Consider the following 17,260-nt stretch of genomic DNA (forward strand, 5'->3'; position numbering starts at 1 on the left):
AAATCGCGGCTCCGCCGCCTCGGCATTACCGCGCCTTTGGTAGGTGCCAACCTTGGTTGGCACGCGGAGAGCGAAAGCGCCCACCAAGGTGGGTATCTACCGGAGCGAAACCGGGCCTCGTCCGCCGGCATTACCGCGCCTTGGGTAGGTGCCAACCTTGGTTGGCACACGGGAGAGCGAAAGCGCCCACCAAGGTGGGCATCTACCGGGAGCGGAAGTGCAATCCGACCCGCGCGCCACCAATCGGGGCGGTATCGATCGCCAATGCCGCACCATGCCGCTGCGCGATCTCGGCCACGATCGCCAAGCCCAGGCCGCAGCCGTCGCCCTCGCTGCTGGCCCGATAGAAACGTTCCGTGACACGCCCGCGCTCGACCTCGGCGATGCCGGCGCCGTCGTCGTCCACCCACACCTGCACACCTTCGGCGTTCTGCTGCAGGCCGAGCGTGATCACCCCGCGCACGCTGCCATAGCGCAGGGCATTGTCCAGCAGATTGCCAAGCGCTTCGCGCAGCAGTTGCGGATCACCCTGGATCGACACGCCCTCGTCGGGCCCGTCGTAACCCAGGTCTGCTCCTGCGGCCAACGCCCTGTCCGCATAGCGCTCCACCACACCGCGCGCCAGCACCGCCAGATCCACCGACTGCAGCGGCAACGCGCTGCCCTGTGGATCTTCGGAACGGCTGAGCATCAGCAGTTGGTTGACCAGGTGCTGCAGCCGCGCCAGTCCGCCCAGCGTGCCGGACAGCGCCAGCTGCTGCGCCTGTGGATCATGCTGGCGCAGTGAACTCTCCAGTTCCACCTGCATCGCCGCCAACGGCGTGCGCAGCTGATGCGCGGCATTGCTGACGAAGCGGCGTTGCGCGGCCTGCATCGCGTCCAGGCGCTGCAGCAGCGCGTTGTAGGCCTCCACCGCCGGCCACAGTTCGCGCGGCGCCTCCTGCGCGGGCTCCAGCGGCGCCAGCGGGTCGGGGCGAGGGCTGGCCAAGCGGCGCGCCACCTGGTTGGCATGGCGCGCGGCGGCGCCGGTACCCGACCACGCCAGCCACGCCGCCAGCGCGAGAATCGCGGCCTGGAACGGGATGCTGGTCATCAGCAGCTTGCGCTCCAGCCGGTGGCGCTTGCGCAGCGTTTCGGCCACGCGTAGCCGGATGTCGTGGCCGGGTCCGGCGCTGACCACCACTTCGACCATGCGCACCGGTTGTCCGCGCAGTCGTGCGTCGTAGTAGACGGCCTCGTCATCGCGTGCGGCGGCAGCGGCAGGGCGGGGCAATGCTTCGGGCAGGTCACCGTACAGGCGTCCGCCGCCGGCATCGACCACTTCGCCATGCACTTCATCGGTGGTGTCCCAGGTGAACATGCGCGACACCGCCGGCGTGATCTCGATCGAGGCCCGCCCATCCTGCACCTCCACCAGTTCGGACAGCGACATCGCCGAGTCCAGTAGCCAGCGGTCGTAGACCTGGCCGGCGTAGAAGCGCGCCAGTGCGAACGAACCCACCGCGCTGCACAGCATCAGTACCAGCAGCGGCAGCCACAGGCGCCGCAGCAGCAGTCCGCGCAGGCTGTGCACGCGCTCAGTCACCGCCGGCCTCCAGCCGGTAGCCGAGGCCGCGCAGCATGCGGATGCCAACGCCGGCACGCGCCTGTTCCAGCTTGCGGCGCAGGCGGCTGACATGCACTTCGATCACCGACAGGTTGGCCTCGTGGTCCCAGCTGTACAGCGCATCGAACAGGCGCTGCTTGGTGACGGTGCGGCCGGGATGCTGCATCAGCGCCTCGACCAGCGCCAGCTCACGCGCGGTCAGCTCGACACGCTGGCCATCCACCTGCGCCTCGTTGCGGATGCTGTCGAAGCACAACCGGCCCAGCCGCTTCAGTGCCGGTGCATCGCTGCGGCGGCGTGACAGCGCACGCAGCCGCGCTTCCAGCTCACCCAGTGCGAAAGGCTTGGCCAGGTAATCATCGCCGCCACGGTCGAGCCCCAGAATGCGATCGTCGACGCCATCGCGCGCGGTCAGGATCAATACCGGCAGGGTGACGCCGTCGTTGCGCAGCCGCGACAGCAGGTCGAGGCCATCGACATCGGGCAGTGACAGGTCGAGCACCATCACGTCATACGGCACGCTGGCCAGCGCGGCCGGCGCATGCAGCCCGCGCGAAAGGTGGTCGCACAGGTGCCCGGCGCCCTGCAGGGCACGGATCAGTCCATCGGCCAGGGCGGCGTCGTCTTCGATCAGCAGGATTCGCATTGCAAGCTTCGTGCAAGGTTGGGGCAAGTTTGGCGCAAGTGCGTCACCTTACCGTGACGCGCATGAATTTCTCCCTTCGACTTGCGGCTGTGCTGGCCGCCCTCGTGTGCGCGCCAGCAGCTTCGGCGCTGTCCCTGGCAGACGCGCAGCGCGCCATGGAAGCGCACAACCCTGACCTGCGTGCGGCGGCACTGGAGCTGCGCGGCGTGCAGGGTGATGCGCAGACCGCCGCCCTGCGGCCCGCGGCCGAGCTGTCGATCGGCAGCAGCAAGATCAGCCCCAAGCATGGCATCGGCCCCGGCCGCTGGCAGGACAAGCGGGTGGATAGCACGCTGGGCCTGGGCTGGACCTGGGAGCGTGGCGGCAAGCGAGCGCTGCGCATCCGCCAGGCGGACGCGTTGCTGCAGGTGGCCGGACTGGAAATGCTCGATACCCGACGCCGCCAGCAGGTGGCGCTGCACGAGGCCTATTTCGGCCTGAAGAGCGCCCAGGAGCGGGCGCAGATTGCCGAGGAAAACCGCCAGAGTTCGACCGAACAGATGGCCGCGGCGGACAAGCAGGTCGCAACAGGGGCGATGGCGCCGGTGGATCGTGCGCGATTGGCGGTGGACGATCTTGCCGTGGCCGATGCCGCGCGCGAGGCGGCGCTGGATCTGCGCGACGCCCGGCACGCGCTGGGGCTGCTGCTCGGCAGTGATGACAGCAGCAGCCTCAGTGCCGACGACCCGTGGCCGGAGACCCGCAATGTGGCCGACACGCGTGGGTTCGACCCGCAGCAGCGTGCCGATCTGCGTGCCGCGCATTCGCGCCTGGCCGCCGCCGATGCCGGTGTGGCGCTGGCCCGCAGCGAGCGCCACCGCGATATCCAGCTGGGCGTTGAGGCCGAACGTGAGCCGACCGACATCAGCGGTGTCACCTGGGGCGTGTCGTTGACCATTCCGCTGGGTGGACCGTCGCGCACACGCGGTGCCATCCAGCGCGCCGAAGCGGATCGGGACAGTGCCGCACTGGAACTACAGGTGCTGCAGCGCGAAGCGCGCGCCGAACTGGACCAGCTGCAGGCCAGCGCACAGTCCGCCGCGCAGCGCCGCACCGATTACGAAGGGCTGCAGTCCGATGCCGCGCGCAAGGCGGTGCAGGGCATCGAGCTGGCCTACCGCCGCGGTGCCGCCAGCCTGACCGACCTGCTGGATGCGCGCCGCAGCTGGCGCGACTTCGAGGCCGCGCTGATCGAGGCGCGTGCCGACCATGCCATTGCCCTGGCGCGCTGGGAAGCCGCCACATCCGTTGCCGAAGGAGAGTCCCGATGAAGTCCACCGTCGCCCATCGCCCGCGCGCGCGCCAAGCGCTGCTGCCGGTGTTGCTGGCACTGGCCCTGCTCAGCGGCTGTGGCCGCGAGCCGGCGTCGTATACCGAAGATGCGCCGCAGGTCAGTGCCGGCCAGATCCAGTTTCCGGCCGACAGCCGCCAGCTGGACGTGCTGCGCAGCGAGGCGGTGACCGCCGGTGCCAGTGCCAGCCTGCAGCTGCCAGGCCGTGTGGTCTGGGATGAGACCCGCTCCAGCGCATTGCGCACGCCGCTGCCGGGGCAGGTCGCGCGCATCGAGGCGCAGCCGGGCCAGCAGGTAAAGGCGGGCCAGATCATCGCCTGGATCACCTCGCCCGAGTTCGGCCAGGCCCAGGCCGAGGGCGCGCGTGGTCGCGCCGAACTGCAGCAGGCACGCAAAGAGCTGGAGCGCACCCGCGAGCTGCATGCTGCCGGTGTGGCGTCCGGGCGCGAGCTGGACGAGGCCGAGGCCAGCTTCGCTGGCAGCCAGGCCGATCATGCGCGCGCAACCGCCTTCGCCAAGGCCTATGGCAACGGCCAGCACGTCGATCAACGCCTGCCGCTGCGTGCGCCCATCGAGGGCGTGCTGGTGGAACGGCGGATGAGCCCGGGCATGTCGGTCAGCCCCGACAGTGAACAGCCGCTGGCGGTGATCGGCGATCCGGATCGCCTGTGGCTGCTGCTGGACATCCCCGAAAGCCTGGCCGGGCGCCTGAAGGCCGGCATGCCGGTGAGCGTGCCGGGCGCCGATGGCAAACCCCTGCAGGCCACGCTGCAGCATGTGGATGACTTCGTCGACAGCGAGCGCCGCGTGGTGCAGGCCCGCGCCGAGCTGGACAACCGCTCGCGCGGATTCAAGGCCGGGCAGTACGTGCGCGCACAGGTGGCGCTGCCGGCGGAGGGTGGCGTTTCGCTGCCGGATGCGGCGGTGCTGTTGATCAACGGCACGCAGGTGGTGTTCGTGGAGGAAGGCAAGGGCCGCTTCGTGCGCCACGCGGTGCATGCTGAAGAGCTGGGCGATGGCCGCCTCTGGGTGCGTGAGGGCCTGGCGGCAGGCAGCAGGGTGGTGGTCGAAGGTGGCCTGCTGCTGCAGCAGCTGGTCGACAGTGCGCCGACGGCGGCCAGCAGCGGCACGGGGCACGCCGCCCCATGATCGATCGCCTGATTGCCTATTGCCTGCGCCAGCCGCTGATGGTGATGCTGGCGCTGCTGTTGTTCATCGGCACGGGCATCGCCGCGTTCCGCGTGCTGCCGGTGGAAGCCTTCCCGGACGTGTCCGATACCCAGGTGACGGTGGTCTCGCTGCACCCGGGCCGCGCTGCCGAAGAGGTGGAGCGCGAGGTGACGATGCCATTGGAGGTGGCGCTGTCCGGCATTCCGCATTCGGTGCGGGTGTTCTCGCATACCCAGTTCGGCCTGTCGATGATCATCCTGACCTTCGATGACAAGGCCGACGACTATTTCGCGCGCCAGCAGGTGCTGGAACGCCTGCAGGGCGTGGAGCTGCCGGAAGGGGTGACGCCGGAGCTGGAGGCGATGAGTTCGGCGGTGGGCGAGATCTACCGCTACGTACTGAAAGGCCCGCACCTGACCTCGACCCAGCTGCGGACCGTGCAGGAATGGACGATGGAGCGCAGCCTGCGCACCGTCCCGGGCGTGGCCGATGTGATCAGCTTCGGCGGCTTCGCGCGGACCTTCCAGGTCAAGCCGGACCTGGACAAGCTGCGCGACCGCGGCATCAGCCTCGGTGAGTTCGCCGAGGCACTGGAGAAGGGCAGTTCGAATGCCGGTGGCGGCTACGTGGAGCGCGGCCAGCAGCAGTTCCTGATCCGCGGCGTGGGCCTGATGCGCTCGCCGGCCGACATCGGCAACGTGGTGGTCGGGCAGCGCGGCGGCACGCCGATCCTGGTACGCGACCTGGCCGGCATCGCCGACACCGGGCTGCCGCGGCAGGGCCTGGTCGGGCAGGATGACAACGACGATGCGGTGTTCGGCATGGTGCTGATGCGCAAGGGCGAGAATCCGTCCGACGTGCTCGACGCCCTGCATGCGCGCATCGCCGAGATCGAGGCGAACCAGTTGCCGGCCGGGGTCAGCATCGAGCCGTTCTACGACCGCTCGTGGCTGGTCTCGACCACGCTGAAAACGGTGTTCCGCAACCTGCTGGAAGGCGCCGTGCTGGTGTTCCTGGTGCTGTGGCTGTTCCTGTACAACGCCCGCGCGGCACTGATCGTGGCGGCCATGATGCCGCTGGCCCTGCTGTCGACCTTCCTCGGCCTGCACCTGTGGGGCGTGCCGGCCAACCTGCTGTCGTTGGGGGCGATGGACTTCGGCATCATCATCGATGGTGCGGTGATCGTGACCGAGCACATCGTTTCGCGACTATCGAAGCTGCCACCCACGGCAGACAGGAAGACACGCTTCTCGACCATCCTCTCGGCAGCATCGGAAGTGGGGCGGCCGACGTTCTTCTCGATGATGATCATCATCGCCGCGCATATCCCGATCTTCACCCTGCAGCGCCAGGAAGGCCGCATGTTCGCGCCGATGGCCTATTCGGTGACCTCGGCGTTGATCGGTGCGTTGATCCTGGCGCTGACCGTGGTGCCGCTGTTCTGTTACTGGTGGCTGCGGCGCGACCGCATGCGCGACGGCAATCCGCTGATGGACCGCCTGACCGGCTGGTACAAGCCGGTGCTGGAGCGTGCCCTGGCTCGCCCGCGGGCGGTGGTGCTGACCGCGGTGGCGCTGCTGGTCGGCACACTGGCGCTGGGCACCCGGCTGGGCTCGGAGTTCCTGCCCGAGCTGGACGAGGGCTCGATCTGGCTGACCGCCACGCTCGACCCCAGCACCAGCCTGGCCGAGGCGCAGCAGCAGTCGCGGCGCATCCGCGAACTGGTCGGCACGTTCCCGCAGGTATCGACAGTGGTGGCCAAGCTGGGGCGCCCGGAAGATGGTTCCGATGCCAAGGGCGCCAACCAGATCGAGGCGTTGGTAGCATTGAAGCCGGAGAAGGAATGGCCGAAGGGCGTGGACAAGCGGCAGCTGGTGAGCGACCTGCAGCGCACGCTGGAGCAGCGCATACCAGGGCCGGAGTTCTCGATCTCGCAGCCGGTGCGCGACAACATCCTGGAGAGCATTTCGCAGATCAAGGGCCAGGTGGTGATCAAGGTCAGCGGCTCGGACCTGGACGTGCTGAACCGGCAGGCCCAGGCGATTCTCGGTCAGGTGCGCGGCGTGCACGGCGTGGAAAGTGCCTTCATCGACCGCGACGGCGCGTTGCCGCAACTGCAGATCGAGATCGATCGTGACCGGGCTGCGCGCTACGGCCTGAATGTGCGCGACATCGACGAAGTGATCGAGACCGCACTGGGCGGGCGCCAGGTCGGCGAACTGTGGGAGGGTGACCGCAGGTTCCCGATCACGCTGCGGCTGGACGACGCAGACCGCGACCTGCAGCGGCTGCGCACGGTGCCGGTGGGCATCGGTGACGGCCACGCGGTGACGCTGTCCGATGTGGCCGAGTTCCGCATGGCCAGCGGCGCGATCAATATCTCGCGCGAGAACGCGCAGCGGGTGAAAGCGGTCAGCATCTTCATCGCCGGGCGCGACATGGGCAGCGTGGTGGCCGACATGCGCAAGCGCGTGGACGCCAGCGTGCAGCTGCCGGAGGGCTACCGGCTGGAGTGGTCCGGCGAGTTCGAGAACCAGCAGCGCGCGATGAAGCGGCTGGGCTGGGTGATTCCGCTGTCGGTGCTGCTGATCTTCGTGCTGCTGTTCGATGCCTTCAAGGACATCAGCAGTGCAGCGTTGATCCTGGCCAACGTGCCGTTGGCGATGATCGGCGGCATCCTGGCGCTGTGGCTGACCGGCATTCCGTTGTCGGTGTCGGCGGCGATCGGCTTCATTGCATTGTTCGGGCAAGCCGTGTTGAACGGGGTGGTGATGCTCAGTCGCTTCGCCCAGCTGCGCGAACAGGGCATGGACCTGCTGCAGTCGGTGGTACAGGGTTCGCTGCAGCGCCTGCGCACGGTGCTGATGACCGCGCTGCTGGCGATGTTCGGGCTGCTGCCGATGGCGACCTCGCACGCGATCGGTGCCGAGACCCAGAAGCCGCTGGCGGTGGTGGTGATCGGCGGCCTGCTGTCGGCGATGCTGCTGACCCTGCTGGTGCTGCCCACGCTGTACTACTGGGTACACCGCCGCCGCGAGGCGCGGTAGGTGCCAACCTTGGTTGGCGCGTGCGGAACGCCCACCAAGGTGGGCGACTACCGGTGTGCCGTGCCCTGGTAGATGCCAACCTTGGTTGGCATACGCCAAGGTACCCACCCAGGGGGCGTCGAACAGTGTGCCGTGATCTGGTAGATGCCAACCTTGGTTGGCATACGCCAAGGCGCCTGCCCACGGCGGACAATCGTGCATAATCAACCCACACCATCCGGACAGCCGAACAATGGACCGCTTTACGGCCATGCGCGCCTTCGTCCGTATCGTCGAGCGCCGCAGTTTCACCCGCGCCTCCGAGGACCTTGGCCTGCCACGGGCCACGGTGACCGACGCGATCAAGGCGCTGGAGCAGCGCTTGGGGGTGCGCCTGTTGAACCGGACCACGCGACTGGTGGCACCGACCCTGGAGGGTGAAGCCTTCTACGGTCGTTGCCTGCGACTGATCGCCGACATGGACGATGCCGAGGCCGCGTTCCGTGACGTGCCACCGCGTGGCCCGCTGCGCATCGAGGTGCATGGCACGCTGGGCCGGCATCTGCTGTTTCCGCACCTGCCGGACTTCCTGCAGCGCTACCCGGACATCGAGCTGGACGTCAGCGAGGGAGACCGTTATGTCGACCTGCTGCGCGAAGGCGTGGATGCGGCGATCCGGGTCGGCACGCTGGCCGACAGCGACCTGGCGGCGCGACGGCTGACGCTGCTGCGCGAGGTCACCGTGGCCTCGCCGGACTACGTGCGGGCCAAGGGTATGCCCGAGGGCATTGAATGCCTGAAGGACGGCCACGACATGGTCGGCTATCGCTCCAGCGCCACCGGCCAGCTGATTCCCCTGGAGTTCCAGCAGGACGGGCAGGTCCGCTACGTGCCGTTGCCGGCGCGGGTGCTGGTGTCCGGTGCGGATGCGTTCCTCGGCGCTGCGCTGGCGGGGCTGGGCATCATCCAGGCACCGCGTTACCGCATGGATCCGTACATTTCGCGGGGCGAGCTGGTCGAACTGCTGCCGCAGATGCCGCCAACGCCGAGCCCGCTGAACCTGGTCTACCCGCGCAACCGCACGCCCTCGCCGCGGTTGCGGGTGTTCATCGACTGGGTGGCGGCGCTGTTCGGCCGGGCAGGGTAGTGCCGGCCGCTGGCCGGCAACCCGGGACTGGTCGATGCAATGCAGAAGCCGGCCAGCGGCCTTCATTACCGCGCCTGCTCGATCCAGGCGGAGGGCGAACAGCCAAGCACACGGCGGAACGCCGCGCTGAACTTGCTGGGGTTGGCGTAGCCACTGGCCAGCGCAACGTCGGTGACCGTGCGGCCCTGCGCCAGCGCGGCGCCGGCCCGCTGCATGCGGTGCCGGGTCAGGAATGCATACGGTGGCAGCCCGGTGGCGGCGCGCAGAGCGCGGCCGAAGCTGGACGGCTGCATCTGCACTGCGGCAGCCAGCTCGGTGACGGTCAGCGGCTGGCCCTGCTGTGCGTCGATGTAGTCCTTCAGCTGTAACAGGCGCTGCGGCGACAACGCCGGGGTCGTGCCGCGTACATCGCGCCGTTGGCCGGCAAGCTGGCCCAGGCGATGCAGCAGCACCTGCGCGCCGTGTTCGAGAAAGCCGGGCAGGCACGCACCGGCCTGCGTGCTGCACCAGAGTGCCTGCAGTACCGAGGTGATCACCGGGTCGTGGTGAAGCCGCGCCGCCAGCGGCTGCAGCTGTTGCAGCGCCAGTGCGTGGTGCGGGTACGCGCGGGTGTCGATGGCAATGCCGAGCACCTCGACGGCCGGGCTGGCGTAGGTGCCGCTGTCGCCAGGCAGGACCAGGTTGAACTGGCCCGGTCGCCACGGGGCCTGCAGCACGCCGTTGAGCGTGCGCTGCTGCAGCCACCCCCCGCCGGCCATGGCCATGCCCAGGCGCAGTTGCTGCGGATGGCCCATCTCGCCTTCGCTGGCTTCGAAGCGGTGGCGCAGCAGGACCACCGCCCCGTCCGGGCTGAGGTGGGCAGCCGCTGCCTGGGGGCCGGTTTCGCGCAGCAACTGGTCGGCGAGGGCGGGCATCACGGATCCGGAAATGGAGCGGCGCTGCCGCGAATGGAGTGGCGGGATGGCGCGAATGTTACAGGATAACACTCTTGACCCGCGCTGCCGCCGCCCGCGCGTCCGCCTTTCCATCCGTTGAGGTCCGTCCGTTGAAGTCGTCCACGCCTGCTGCCGCCCTTGTTGCGGCATCCCTGCTCATTCCTGCCATGCCCGCGCTTGCCCAGCAGGCCGACCCGGCCACGCTTGACGGTGTCCGTGTCACCGGCTCCAAGCGCGATACCCCGTACCTGAAGAGCGACCTGTCGGTCACCGTGCTTGATCGGCAGGCGCTGAAAGAGGCCGGTGTCACCGAGTTCCGTGACCTCGACAAGCTTGCACCGAACGTGAAGTTCAATGCGATGGGCCAGCTGAGCAACATGTTCATCTCGATCCGCGGCATCGAGTCCAATCCGTTCCTGGTCAACCGTGCGTCGGTCTATATCGATGGAATTCCGTTCCGTGAACTGAGCAATGCCGTGCTCAACCAGGTCGAGTCGGTGGAGGTGCTGCGCGGGCCGCAGGGCACGCTGTATGGCGCCAACAGCGAGTCCGGCCTGGTGCTGGTGCGCACGCGCGGTCCGGCCGATGCGCGCGAAGGCGAACTCAATGTGCGCAGTACCTGGTTCGGCAATGGCAACGGCACGGCACTGGACGGCTTCCTGGCCGGCCCGTTGAGCCGCGATGGCCGCCTGTCCGGCTCGGTGGCGTTCATGGGCTCGGACGAGGATGCCTACCTGAAGAACCTCACGCCCTCCGGCGCGCGCGGCAGGGTGGGCGAGGGCTACCTGCAGGGCAAGCTGCGCTGGCGGCCGAGCGACTACGTTTCGGTGAATGCACTGGCCTACCATCTGCGCACCCGTGCGCCGGGCATGTTCGAGTACGAGTACCTGCCGCTGGATACCGGCCTGTACAACCGCACCTACGGCAGCTCGCTCAACGGCGGCCGTCGCGCCGGTGATTTCACCTACATCAATGACGCACCCAAGCGCACCGGGAAGGATGAGTCGGTGGCAGGCCTGAGCGCGCAATGGCAGCTGCAGGCCGGCACGCTGGACGTGGCCGCCTCCTGGCGGAACGAGGAAGTGACCTCGGCCGGCTACGACTTCGACATGACCCAGAGCCCGGCACTGGCAGGCCGCATCTACGACCGGAAGAACGAATGGACGGCCGAGGCGCGCTTCAGTTCGCCCAGTGACCAGGCGTTGACCTGGATGGCCGGTGTGTCCACCTACCGCAACAGCAAGGATTCCATCCTGGGTACGTTCGTTGGTCCTGCGCTGCGTGGGCTGGACAGCTACAACCTGGCGCCGCGGCAGACCTCGAAGGGGGAGGACTACAGTGTGTTCGCCACCGCCAGCTACACCTTCCCGTCGCTTCCGCAACTGACCGCAAGTGCGGGCCTGCGCCATGAGCAGGCGCGGCGTTCCACCGAGCAGCGTGCCGGTGCGCTGGACCTCGGCGCCGGCGGCCGCGTGCTGTACCGCGATGCCGCGCTGGCGCATACCTTCTCGGCCACGCTGCCGCGGGTGTCGCTGCGCTACGACGCCACCGACGACCTGTCGTTCTATGCGGCCTCGGCCAAGGGCTACATTCCGGGCGGCTTCAACCTGGCCGCAGCGCAGAGCGATGTGGTCAACGACAAGGTGCTGCGCTATGAATCCGAACGCATGTGGAGCCATGAGCTGGGCTTCAAGATGAACCTGGCCGGTGGCCGTGGCCACATCGGCGGTGCGCTGTTCCACATCACCTCGGACAACTGGCAGGAGATCCAGGTCGCCACCGATGCCAACGGCCGCCCGATCTCGTCGGACTACGTGGGCTCGGATGCGTCGATCCGTTCGCGCGGCGCCGAGCTGGAGGGCGTGTTCGAGGTGATGCCCGGCTTCACCCTGATGGCCAACGTGGGCTATGTCGATGCGAAGTACACCAAACTATGGGTCAGCGTCGACCAGAGCCTGGACGGCAAGCGGGTCAAGCTGACCCCGCATTACACCGGCTATCTGGCGGCGCGCTACCAGTTCCAGTCCGGTCTGTATGCCCGGCTGGAATCGCAGTTCACCGGTTCCAGTGCACTGGACGAACGCAACCGCGCGTTCCAGCCGGCCGTTGCAGTGCTGGGCGCGCAGCTGGGCTATGAGCACGGGCCGTGGAGCACACGGGTGTTCGTACAGAACCTTACCAACAAGCGCCGCATCAACGGCCTGATCTTCGACAACCTGGCGTTCGGTCGCGACGGCAACTACTACGGTCCGGTCGACAGCCCGCGGATCTTCGGCGCGGAAGTGGGCTATCGCTTCTGAGGTGGCGGGGCACGCGCCGGCCAGCGGCCGGCGCTACCGGTGGTGGTGCGGCGCAGACGGCCCGCGCTTCCAACGGACGGTAGTGCCGGCCGCTGGCCGGCATCTTCGCAGCGTTACCGAGGGCGGTGCAGCGCGCGCCGGTTGCCGATATGCGCACATGCCAGCAGCACGCCGCCGCAGGCCGTTGCCACCCCGTGCCACAGCAGCGACTCCTTCAGCGGCAGATACAAGGACGCCGACAGCAGCAGGCCGGCGCCCACGCAGGCCAACCGCAGCGGCCATCGGCGGCCATGCCGGCGCAGCCCCGCCGCGGTGCTGGCCAGCGCCAGCGCCGAGGCCACCAGTGCGAACAGCCACTCCCAGCGCGACATCATCAGCAGCAGCGTCATCGCGCCATGGCCGGGGTGCTGGAACGAGCGCAGCGCCATCATCGCGGCCGGCACGAACGCCAACAGCAACGGCAGGGCGATGCAATGGGCGGCGCAGGCCAGCGACAGCCAGGCACCGGCCAGATCGAGGCGGGGATGCCAGCGTGCCGAAGTTGGCGGCTGGGCCAGGGCCCTTGCGGGCATCGAGGGGATGTGGTCCATAATGTTACATAGTAACAATTGGAGTCTCCCCCATGAAGCTTCCCGCTGCTTTTTTCCTGCTGCTGGCCGCCAGCGCCGCGCAGGCCCATGACGTCCGACAGCTCGGCGCGCACGTGCACGGCCAGGCCACTGTTGATCTGGCGCTCGACCAGGGCGTGCTGGAACTGGCCCTGCAGGCGCCGGGTATCGGCATCCTCGATTTCGAACGTCCGCCGGCCAACGCCGCTGAACGGGCATCGCTGGCACGCGCCACCGCTGTGCTGAAGAGCGGCAGCTGGGTAACGCTGCCGACGGCGGCGCATTGCCGGCTGGCCCGCAGCGATGCCAGTGCCGAGGGCTTCGATGCAACCGCCGCGGCACCGGCAGCCGGGCAACACCGCCACGCCGGGTTCAACGCCAACCTGCAGTACCGCTGTGCCAATCCAGCGGCGTTGCGCGCCCTGGTAATGCGGCTGCCGGTGGTATTCCCCGGCCTGCACGAGGTCATCGTCAACACCGCAACCGATCGTGGCCAGGGTCGCAGCGTACTGACCGCCACCCAGCTGCGCGTGGTACTGGCACCGTGAGCAGCGCTGCGGTGATCAGGCTGGATGAAGTGCAGTTCGGCTATGGCCTGCGCCTGGTGCTGGACATTCCGCAGCTGTGGATCGAGCAGGGCAGCAGCGTGCTGCTGCGCGGGATCAGTGGTGGCGGCAAGAGTACGCTGCTGGGTCTGTTGGCCGGGGTGCTGCTGCCCGGCAAGGGCCGCGTCGAGGTGGCCGGGCAGGCGTTGCAGGCCATGCGTGGCGCCCGGCGCGACCGCTTCCGCGCCGACCACCTGGGCGTGATCTTCCAGCAGTTCAACCTGCTGCCGTTCCTCAGCGTGCGCGACAACGTTGCGTTGGGCCTGCGCTTCTCGCGCCTGCGCAGCGAGCGCATCAGCGGGCCGCTGGACGCCGAGATCGCGCGCCTGCTGGGCGCCCTGCAACTGGACCCGGCGCTGATGCAGCGGCGCGCGGGCACCCTGAGTGTCGGCCAGCAGCAGCGTGTGGCGGCCGCACGTGCGCTGATCGGCCGGCCGGCGGTGCTGCTGGCCGATGAGCCGACCTCGGCGCTGGACCGGGAGGCCGCCACGGCCTTCCTGCAGTTGATGTCCGCGCAATGCCAAGCGGCCGGCACCACGGTGGTGGTGGTCAGCCATGACGATGGCCTGCAGCCGCTGTTCGACCGCACCATTGCCCTGGCGGAGATCAACCGTGCAGGTGGCGCCCATGCTTGAGCTTGCCTGGGCCAGCCTGCGCAGCCGCGCGTTGAGTGTTGGCCTCACCGTACTGGTGATCACCCTCAGCGTGGTGCTGTTGCTGGGCGTTGAACGCGTGCGCATGCAGGCGCACGAGGGTTTCGCCAGCACGGTGTCGGGTACCGACCTGATCGTCGGTGCGCGTTCGGGGCCGGTGAACCTGCTGCTGTATTCGGTATTCCATATCGGTGACCCGACCAACAATGTGTCCTGGCAGTCCTACCAGGAGCTGTCGGCGCTGCCGCAGGTGAAGTGGGCGGTGCCGCTGGCACTGGGTGACTCCTGGCGTGGCTATCGGGTGATCGGCACCAGTGGTGGCTACTTCGATCACTATCGTTACGGCGCCGGTCACGCGCTGGCGTTCGCGCAGGGGCGGCCGTTCGACGATCTGTACGATGCGGTGATCGGAGCCGAAGTGGCCGCTGCGCAACGGGTCGGTGTTGGCGACGAGATCGTGCTGGCGCATGGCACCGGCGCGGTCACCCTGGCCACCCATGCCGACAAGCCGTTCCGCGTCGCCGGCATCCTGCAACGTACCGGTACGCCGGTGGATTCATCGGTACTGGTCTCGCTGCCGGCCATCGAGGCGATCCATGTGGACTGGCGCTCGGGTGTGCAGCTGCGCAGCCAGCGCGTCAGCGCCGAGCAGGCACGTCACCTGGATCTGACCCCGACCAGCATCACGGCGTTCATGCTCGGCCTGAACTCGCGCATTGCCACCTTCGCGGTGCAGCGCAGGATCAACGAGTACCCGGACGAGGCCATGCTGGCGATCCTGCCGGGCGTGACCCTGCAGCAGTTGTGGCAGTCGCTGGGCACGGCCGAACGTGCCCTGCAGCTGATCAGCGCGATGGTGGTGCTGCTGGGCATGGTGTCGCTGGTGGCGCTGCTGGTTTCGACCCTGCAGGAACGGCGGCGTGAGATGGCCGTGCTGCGTGCGATCGGTGCGCGGCCGGGTTACATCGCCGCCCTGCTGGTGGTTGAAGCGGTGGCGACCAGCGCGGTCGCCTGTGTGCTCGCGCTGGCGGTGCTGGCCGTGGCCAGCCTGGCGGGCCGCGCGTGGGCGCTGGCCAGCTTCGGGCTGTCGATCACCCATGTCTGGCCGGACGCTCGCGAGCTGGCGTGGGCCGCAGGCGTATTGGTGATCAGCGCGGCGGCCGGGCTGGTACCGGCGCTGCTGGCCTATCGGCGCACGCTGGCCGATGGCCTGTCGCCGGGAGGCTGAGCATGCGCTGCTTGTGGATGTTGCCGATGCTGCTGTTCCTGACTGCCTGCGAGCGGCCGGTGGATACCGGCGTACAGGCGCTGCCGCCGTCGCCGGTGATGGATCGCGGTGGCGCCGTGACGGCGGGCACGGCCGTAGAACAGGAGCTGGACTGGCTGCAGATGATGCCCGGCGATGAGCTGGCCGCGCTGGAGCGGGGCGAGGGCCCCGAGGTCCAGCACAACGGCAACCGGCGCATGCCGCAGTTCGGCACCTTCCGCACCGTGGACGCGGTGCTGGAACGGCCGGTGCGCCTGCCGGGCTACGTGGTGCCGCTGGCCAACGCACAGGACGGGCGCCTGACCGAGTTCCTGTTCGTGCCGTACTACGGCGCCTGCATCCATGTGCCGCCGCCACCGCCCAACCAGATCGTGCACGTGGTGCTGCCACGCCCGATCGAAATGCCGGACATGTATTCGCCGTTCTTCCTGGCCGGCACCCTGCGCGCGGAGCGGCTGGACGACGACCTGGCCGGCTCTGCCTACACCATGCGCGATGCGCACCTGAGGCCCTATGAACCTTGAGCACGTTGCAGTGCTGGTGGGCTGCCTGTGTCTGGGTGGCTGTACGCAGCCGGGTTCGACCACCGCACCTGTCAGCACCGCGCAGACCGCGCCTTCCGCGCAGCCAACGGTGGCCGATGCCCCCATCAACCGCTGGGACGCGCTGCGGCCCGATGAAGTGACCTATCAGCGGCCGCCGCCGCAGATCGGCCTGTCACGCAATGGCATGGACGGCGTGGGCGGTTTGATCGACGACACCGGTTCCGGCACGCCGCCGGGGCAGGAGATCGACCATTCCAGCCCCGACCGCGCCAGGCAGTTCGGCTCGTCGCAGGTGGTCGATGCCGCCGATGGCCGTGCCGTGGATCTGGACGGCTACGTGGTGCCGCTGGGCACCAACGACGCCGGCCTGGTCGATGAACTGCTGTTCGTGCCGTTCTACGGCGCCTGCATCCATGTGCCGCCACCACCGCCGAACCAGATCATCCATGTGACCCTGGCCACGCCGATCGCGCTGGGCGACCTGTGGGACCCGTACCGGCTTGCGGGACGCCTGCAGGTGAAGCGCTTCGATGCGGATATCGCCAGCGCGTCCTACGACGCCGCAGCGGCAACGCTGACGGCGATCCACAATTGATGCGCACACGCTGGATCATCGTTGCCGGCGTGCTGGTGTGCGGCGTGGTGTTGGCCGTGTGGTGGCATCGGCGCGCCGCGGTCTCCGAGCCACCGGTGATCGCGTTCCCGGCGCCCGCGGCGGATGCGCGCCAGCGCATCGAACAGCGCATGATCGAAGAGCCGACCTTTCGCAACGACGTGCTGTTCCTGTTGGCGGCCACGCTGCGTGACCGCTGCCAGCCGGCGCAGGCGGGGCTGCTTGCGCGCATGGCCAATCGTGCGTCGTTGCCGGTGCTGGCGGCGGTCAGCACGGTGACCCAGCAGGATCCCACGCTCGACCGGCCGATCTACCAGTACATCCAGCATCGCGCCGATGCCCTGCGCTGTGGTCAACCGTTGCAGATGCCGCTGGCGGCGGGCCGCAGCATGGACGTGGACATCGAACAGTACGCACGCACCTTCCCCGACAGTTACTTCGATCCGCAGCGCAGCAGTGAACCGCGTGACTTCGCTGGCCAGTCGTTGCAGCAGCGTGCGGGCAATGCCTGCAACAGCGTGGTGTATTCGGTGCTGCCGCTGGGCGGCACCGATTGGCGCTGCAGCAGCCTGCGCGCCAACGCACGCGGGCGGGTGCGCAGCCTGTGCGAGGACGAACTGCGCCGCCAGCACGGCGGCATCGGCGGCGAGCTGGACATGGCCGTGGGGCAGGGCATGCAGGCGGCCGTGGTGTCCGCGATTGCCGCATTGCCGGAAGACTGCCGGTGAGTGTTCACCCGTAGAACCAGGCCATGCCTAGCTGGGCGTCCGGGCGCGCAGGCGCGCCACTACAGAAGCTGAACCGGTCAA

15 protein-coding genes are annotated in these 17,260 nt (G+C 68.6%); 11 read left to right on the plus strand and 4 right to left on the minus strand.

Translation table 11 applies throughout. The features are described from left to right. Positions 1–202: 202 nt before the first annotated feature. Positions 203–1,585: a sensor histidine kinase gene (locus tag SSKA14_RS12315; RefSeq protein ID WP_008268123.1), complete on the minus strand. Its 1,383-nt coding sequence runs from the start codon at positions 1,583–1,585 to the stop codon at positions 203–205. After that, positions 1,578–2,252 carry a response regulator gene (locus SSKA14_RS12320; protein ID WP_008267739.1) on the minus strand — a complete coding sequence of 225 codons (675 nt, stop codon included), beginning with the start codon at positions 2,250–2,252 and terminating at the stop codon, positions 1,578–1,580. Before SSKA14_RS12320 ends, SSKA14_RS12315 begins: the two co-directional genes overlap by 8 nt. 62 nt (positions 2,253–2,314) lie before the next feature. Between SSKA14_RS12320 and SSKA14_RS12325 the strand changes: the two genes are divergently transcribed. The 4 genes from SSKA14_RS12325 (at position 2,315) to SSKA14_RS12340 (ending at position 8,925) form a co-directional block, all read left to right on the plus strand. Further along, complete coding sequence (locus SSKA14_RS12325; RefSeq protein ID WP_040007621.1) at positions 2,315–3,562, plus strand: TolC family protein; 1,248 nt, start codon at positions 2,315–2,317, stop codon at positions 3,560–3,562. Then, positions 3,559–4,731 carry an efflux RND transporter periplasmic adaptor subunit gene (locus SSKA14_RS12330; protein WP_008265556.1) on the plus strand — a complete coding sequence of 391 codons (1,173 nt, stop codon included), beginning with the start codon at positions 3,559–3,561 and terminating at the stop codon, positions 4,729–4,731. The genes SSKA14_RS12325 and SSKA14_RS12330 overlap by 4 nt, the downstream gene beginning before the upstream one ends. After that, on the plus strand, positions 4,728–7,799 hold the full coding sequence (locus SSKA14_RS12335) for a CusA/CzcA family heavy metal efflux RND transporter (protein ID WP_008267762.1): 3,072 nt from the start codon (positions 4,728–4,730) through the stop codon (positions 7,797–7,799). Before SSKA14_RS12330 ends, SSKA14_RS12335 begins: the two co-directional genes overlap by 4 nt. A gap of 232 nt (positions 7,800–8,031) precedes the next feature. Further along, positions 8,032–8,925, plus strand: coding sequence for a LysR family transcriptional regulator (locus tag SSKA14_RS12340; protein WP_008266467.1), 894 nt, complete (start codon positions 8,032–8,034; stop codon positions 8,923–8,925). Between the two features lie 65 nt (positions 8,926–8,990). Here the strand turns inward: SSKA14_RS12340 and SSKA14_RS12345 are convergent, their stop codons facing one another. Continuing rightward, entirely contained in the window at positions 8,991–9,839 is an 849-nt protein-coding gene (locus tag SSKA14_RS12345; protein ID WP_008266520.1) for an AraC family transcriptional regulator, read from the minus strand. A 188-nt stretch (positions 9,840–10,027) separates the two neighbouring features. Between SSKA14_RS12345 and SSKA14_RS12350 the strand changes: the two genes are divergently transcribed. Beyond that, a complete protein-coding gene (locus SSKA14_RS12350) occupies positions 10,028–12,160 on the plus strand; it encodes a TonB-dependent receptor (protein WP_008268319.1) in 2,133 nt (710 codons plus the stop codon). Between the two features lie 113 nt (positions 12,161–12,273). On the opposite strand, the gene SSKA14_RS12355 is transcribed toward SSKA14_RS12350, so the two are convergent. Next, the gene (locus SSKA14_RS12355; protein ID WP_008268744.1) at positions 12,274–12,750 is read right to left on the minus strand and encodes a MerC domain-containing protein; all 477 of its coding nucleotides are present in this window, start codon (positions 12,748–12,750) and stop codon (positions 12,274–12,276) included. 32 nt (positions 12,751–12,782) lie between these two features. On the opposite strand from SSKA14_RS12355, the gene SSKA14_RS12360 reads away from it, so the two are divergent. Genes SSKA14_RS12360 through SSKA14_RS12385 form a run of 6 tightly spaced genes read left to right on the plus strand, consistent with a single transcriptional unit; the run spans position 12,783 to position 17,179 of the window. Further along, entirely contained in the window at positions 12,783–13,316 is a 534-nt protein-coding gene (locus SSKA14_RS12360; protein WP_008264861.1) for a DUF2796 domain-containing protein, read from the plus strand. After that, entirely contained in the window at positions 13,313–14,008 is a 696-nt protein-coding gene (locus tag SSKA14_RS12365; RefSeq protein WP_008268299.1) for an ATP-binding cassette domain-containing protein, read from the plus strand. Before SSKA14_RS12360 ends, SSKA14_RS12365 begins: the two co-directional genes overlap by 4 nt. Then, the gene (locus SSKA14_RS12370; RefSeq protein ID WP_040009614.1) at positions 14,001–15,254 is read left to right on the plus strand and encodes an ABC transporter permease; all 1,254 of its coding nucleotides are present in this window, start codon (positions 14,001–14,003) and stop codon (positions 15,252–15,254) included. The genes SSKA14_RS12365 and SSKA14_RS12370 overlap by 8 nt, the downstream gene beginning before the upstream one ends. Before the next feature lie 2 nt (positions 15,255–15,256). Beyond that, on the plus strand, positions 15,257–15,817 hold the full coding sequence (locus SSKA14_RS12375) for a DUF3299 domain-containing protein (protein ID WP_040007624.1): 561 nt from the start codon (positions 15,257–15,259) through the stop codon (positions 15,815–15,817). Next, complete coding sequence (locus SSKA14_RS12380) at positions 15,807–16,433, plus strand: DUF3299 domain-containing protein (protein ID WP_008267578.1); 627 nt, start codon at positions 15,807–15,809, stop codon at positions 16,431–16,433. Before SSKA14_RS12375 ends, SSKA14_RS12380 begins: the two co-directional genes overlap by 11 nt. Beyond that, a complete protein-coding gene (locus tag SSKA14_RS12385; protein ID WP_040007626.1) occupies positions 16,433–17,179 on the plus strand; it encodes a hypothetical protein in 747 nt (248 codons plus the stop codon). Before SSKA14_RS12380 ends, SSKA14_RS12385 begins: the two co-directional genes overlap by 1 nt. Positions 17,180–17,260: the final 81 nt, after the last annotated feature.

The organism is Stenotrophomonas sp. SKA14 (assembly GCF_000158575.1).
Lineage (GTDB): Bacteria > Pseudomonadota > Gammaproteobacteria > Xanthomonadales > Xanthomonadaceae > Stenotrophomonas > Stenotrophomonas forensis.

Excerpts from the sequence above, each read along its gene's own strand:
- SSKA14_RS12320 (WP_008267739.1), bottom strand. The coding sequence starts at position 2,252 with ATGCGAATCCTGCTGATCGAAGACGACGCCGCCCTGGCCGATGGACTG.
- SSKA14_RS12325 (WP_040007621.1), top strand. The coding sequence starts at position 2,315 with ATGAATTTCTCCCTTCGACTTGCGGCTGTGCTGGCCGCCCTCGTGTGC.
- SSKA14_RS12330 (WP_008265556.1), top strand. The coding sequence starts at position 3,559 with ATGAAGTCCACCGTCGCCCATCGCCCGCGCGCGCGCCAAGCGCTGCTG.
- SSKA14_RS12335 (WP_008267762.1), top strand. The coding sequence starts at position 4,728 with ATGATCGATCGCCTGATTGCCTATTGCCTGCGCCAGCCGCTGATGGTG.
- SSKA14_RS12340 (WP_008266467.1), top strand. The coding sequence starts at position 8,032 with ATGGACCGCTTTACGGCCATGCGCGCCTTCGTCCGTATCGTCGAGCGC.
- SSKA14_RS12345 (WP_008266520.1), bottom strand. The coding sequence starts at position 9,839 with ATGCCCGCCCTCGCCGACCAGTTGCTGCGCGAAACCGGCCCCCAGGCA.
- SSKA14_RS12350 (WP_008268319.1), top strand. The coding sequence starts at position 10,028 with ATGCCCGCGCTTGCCCAGCAGGCCGACCCGGCCACGCTTGACGGTGTC.
- SSKA14_RS12355 (WP_008268744.1), bottom strand. The coding sequence starts at position 12,750 with ATGGACCACATCCCCTCGATGCCCGCAAGGGCCCTGGCCCAGCCGCCA.
- SSKA14_RS12360 (WP_008264861.1), top strand. The coding sequence starts at position 12,783 with ATGAAGCTTCCCGCTGCTTTTTTCCTGCTGCTGGCCGCCAGCGCCGCG.
- SSKA14_RS12370 (WP_040009614.1), top strand. The coding sequence starts at position 14,001 with ATGCTTGAGCTTGCCTGGGCCAGCCTGCGCAGCCGCGCGTTGAGTGTT.
- SSKA14_RS12375 (WP_040007624.1), top strand. The coding sequence starts at position 15,257 with ATGCGCTGCTTGTGGATGTTGCCGATGCTGCTGTTCCTGACTGCCTGC.
- SSKA14_RS12380 (WP_008267578.1), top strand. The coding sequence starts at position 15,807 with ATGAACCTTGAGCACGTTGCAGTGCTGGTGGGCTGCCTGTGTCTGGGT.
- SSKA14_RS12385 (WP_040007626.1), top strand. The coding sequence starts at position 16,433 with ATGCGCACACGCTGGATCATCGTTGCCGGCGTGCTGGTGTGCGGCGTG.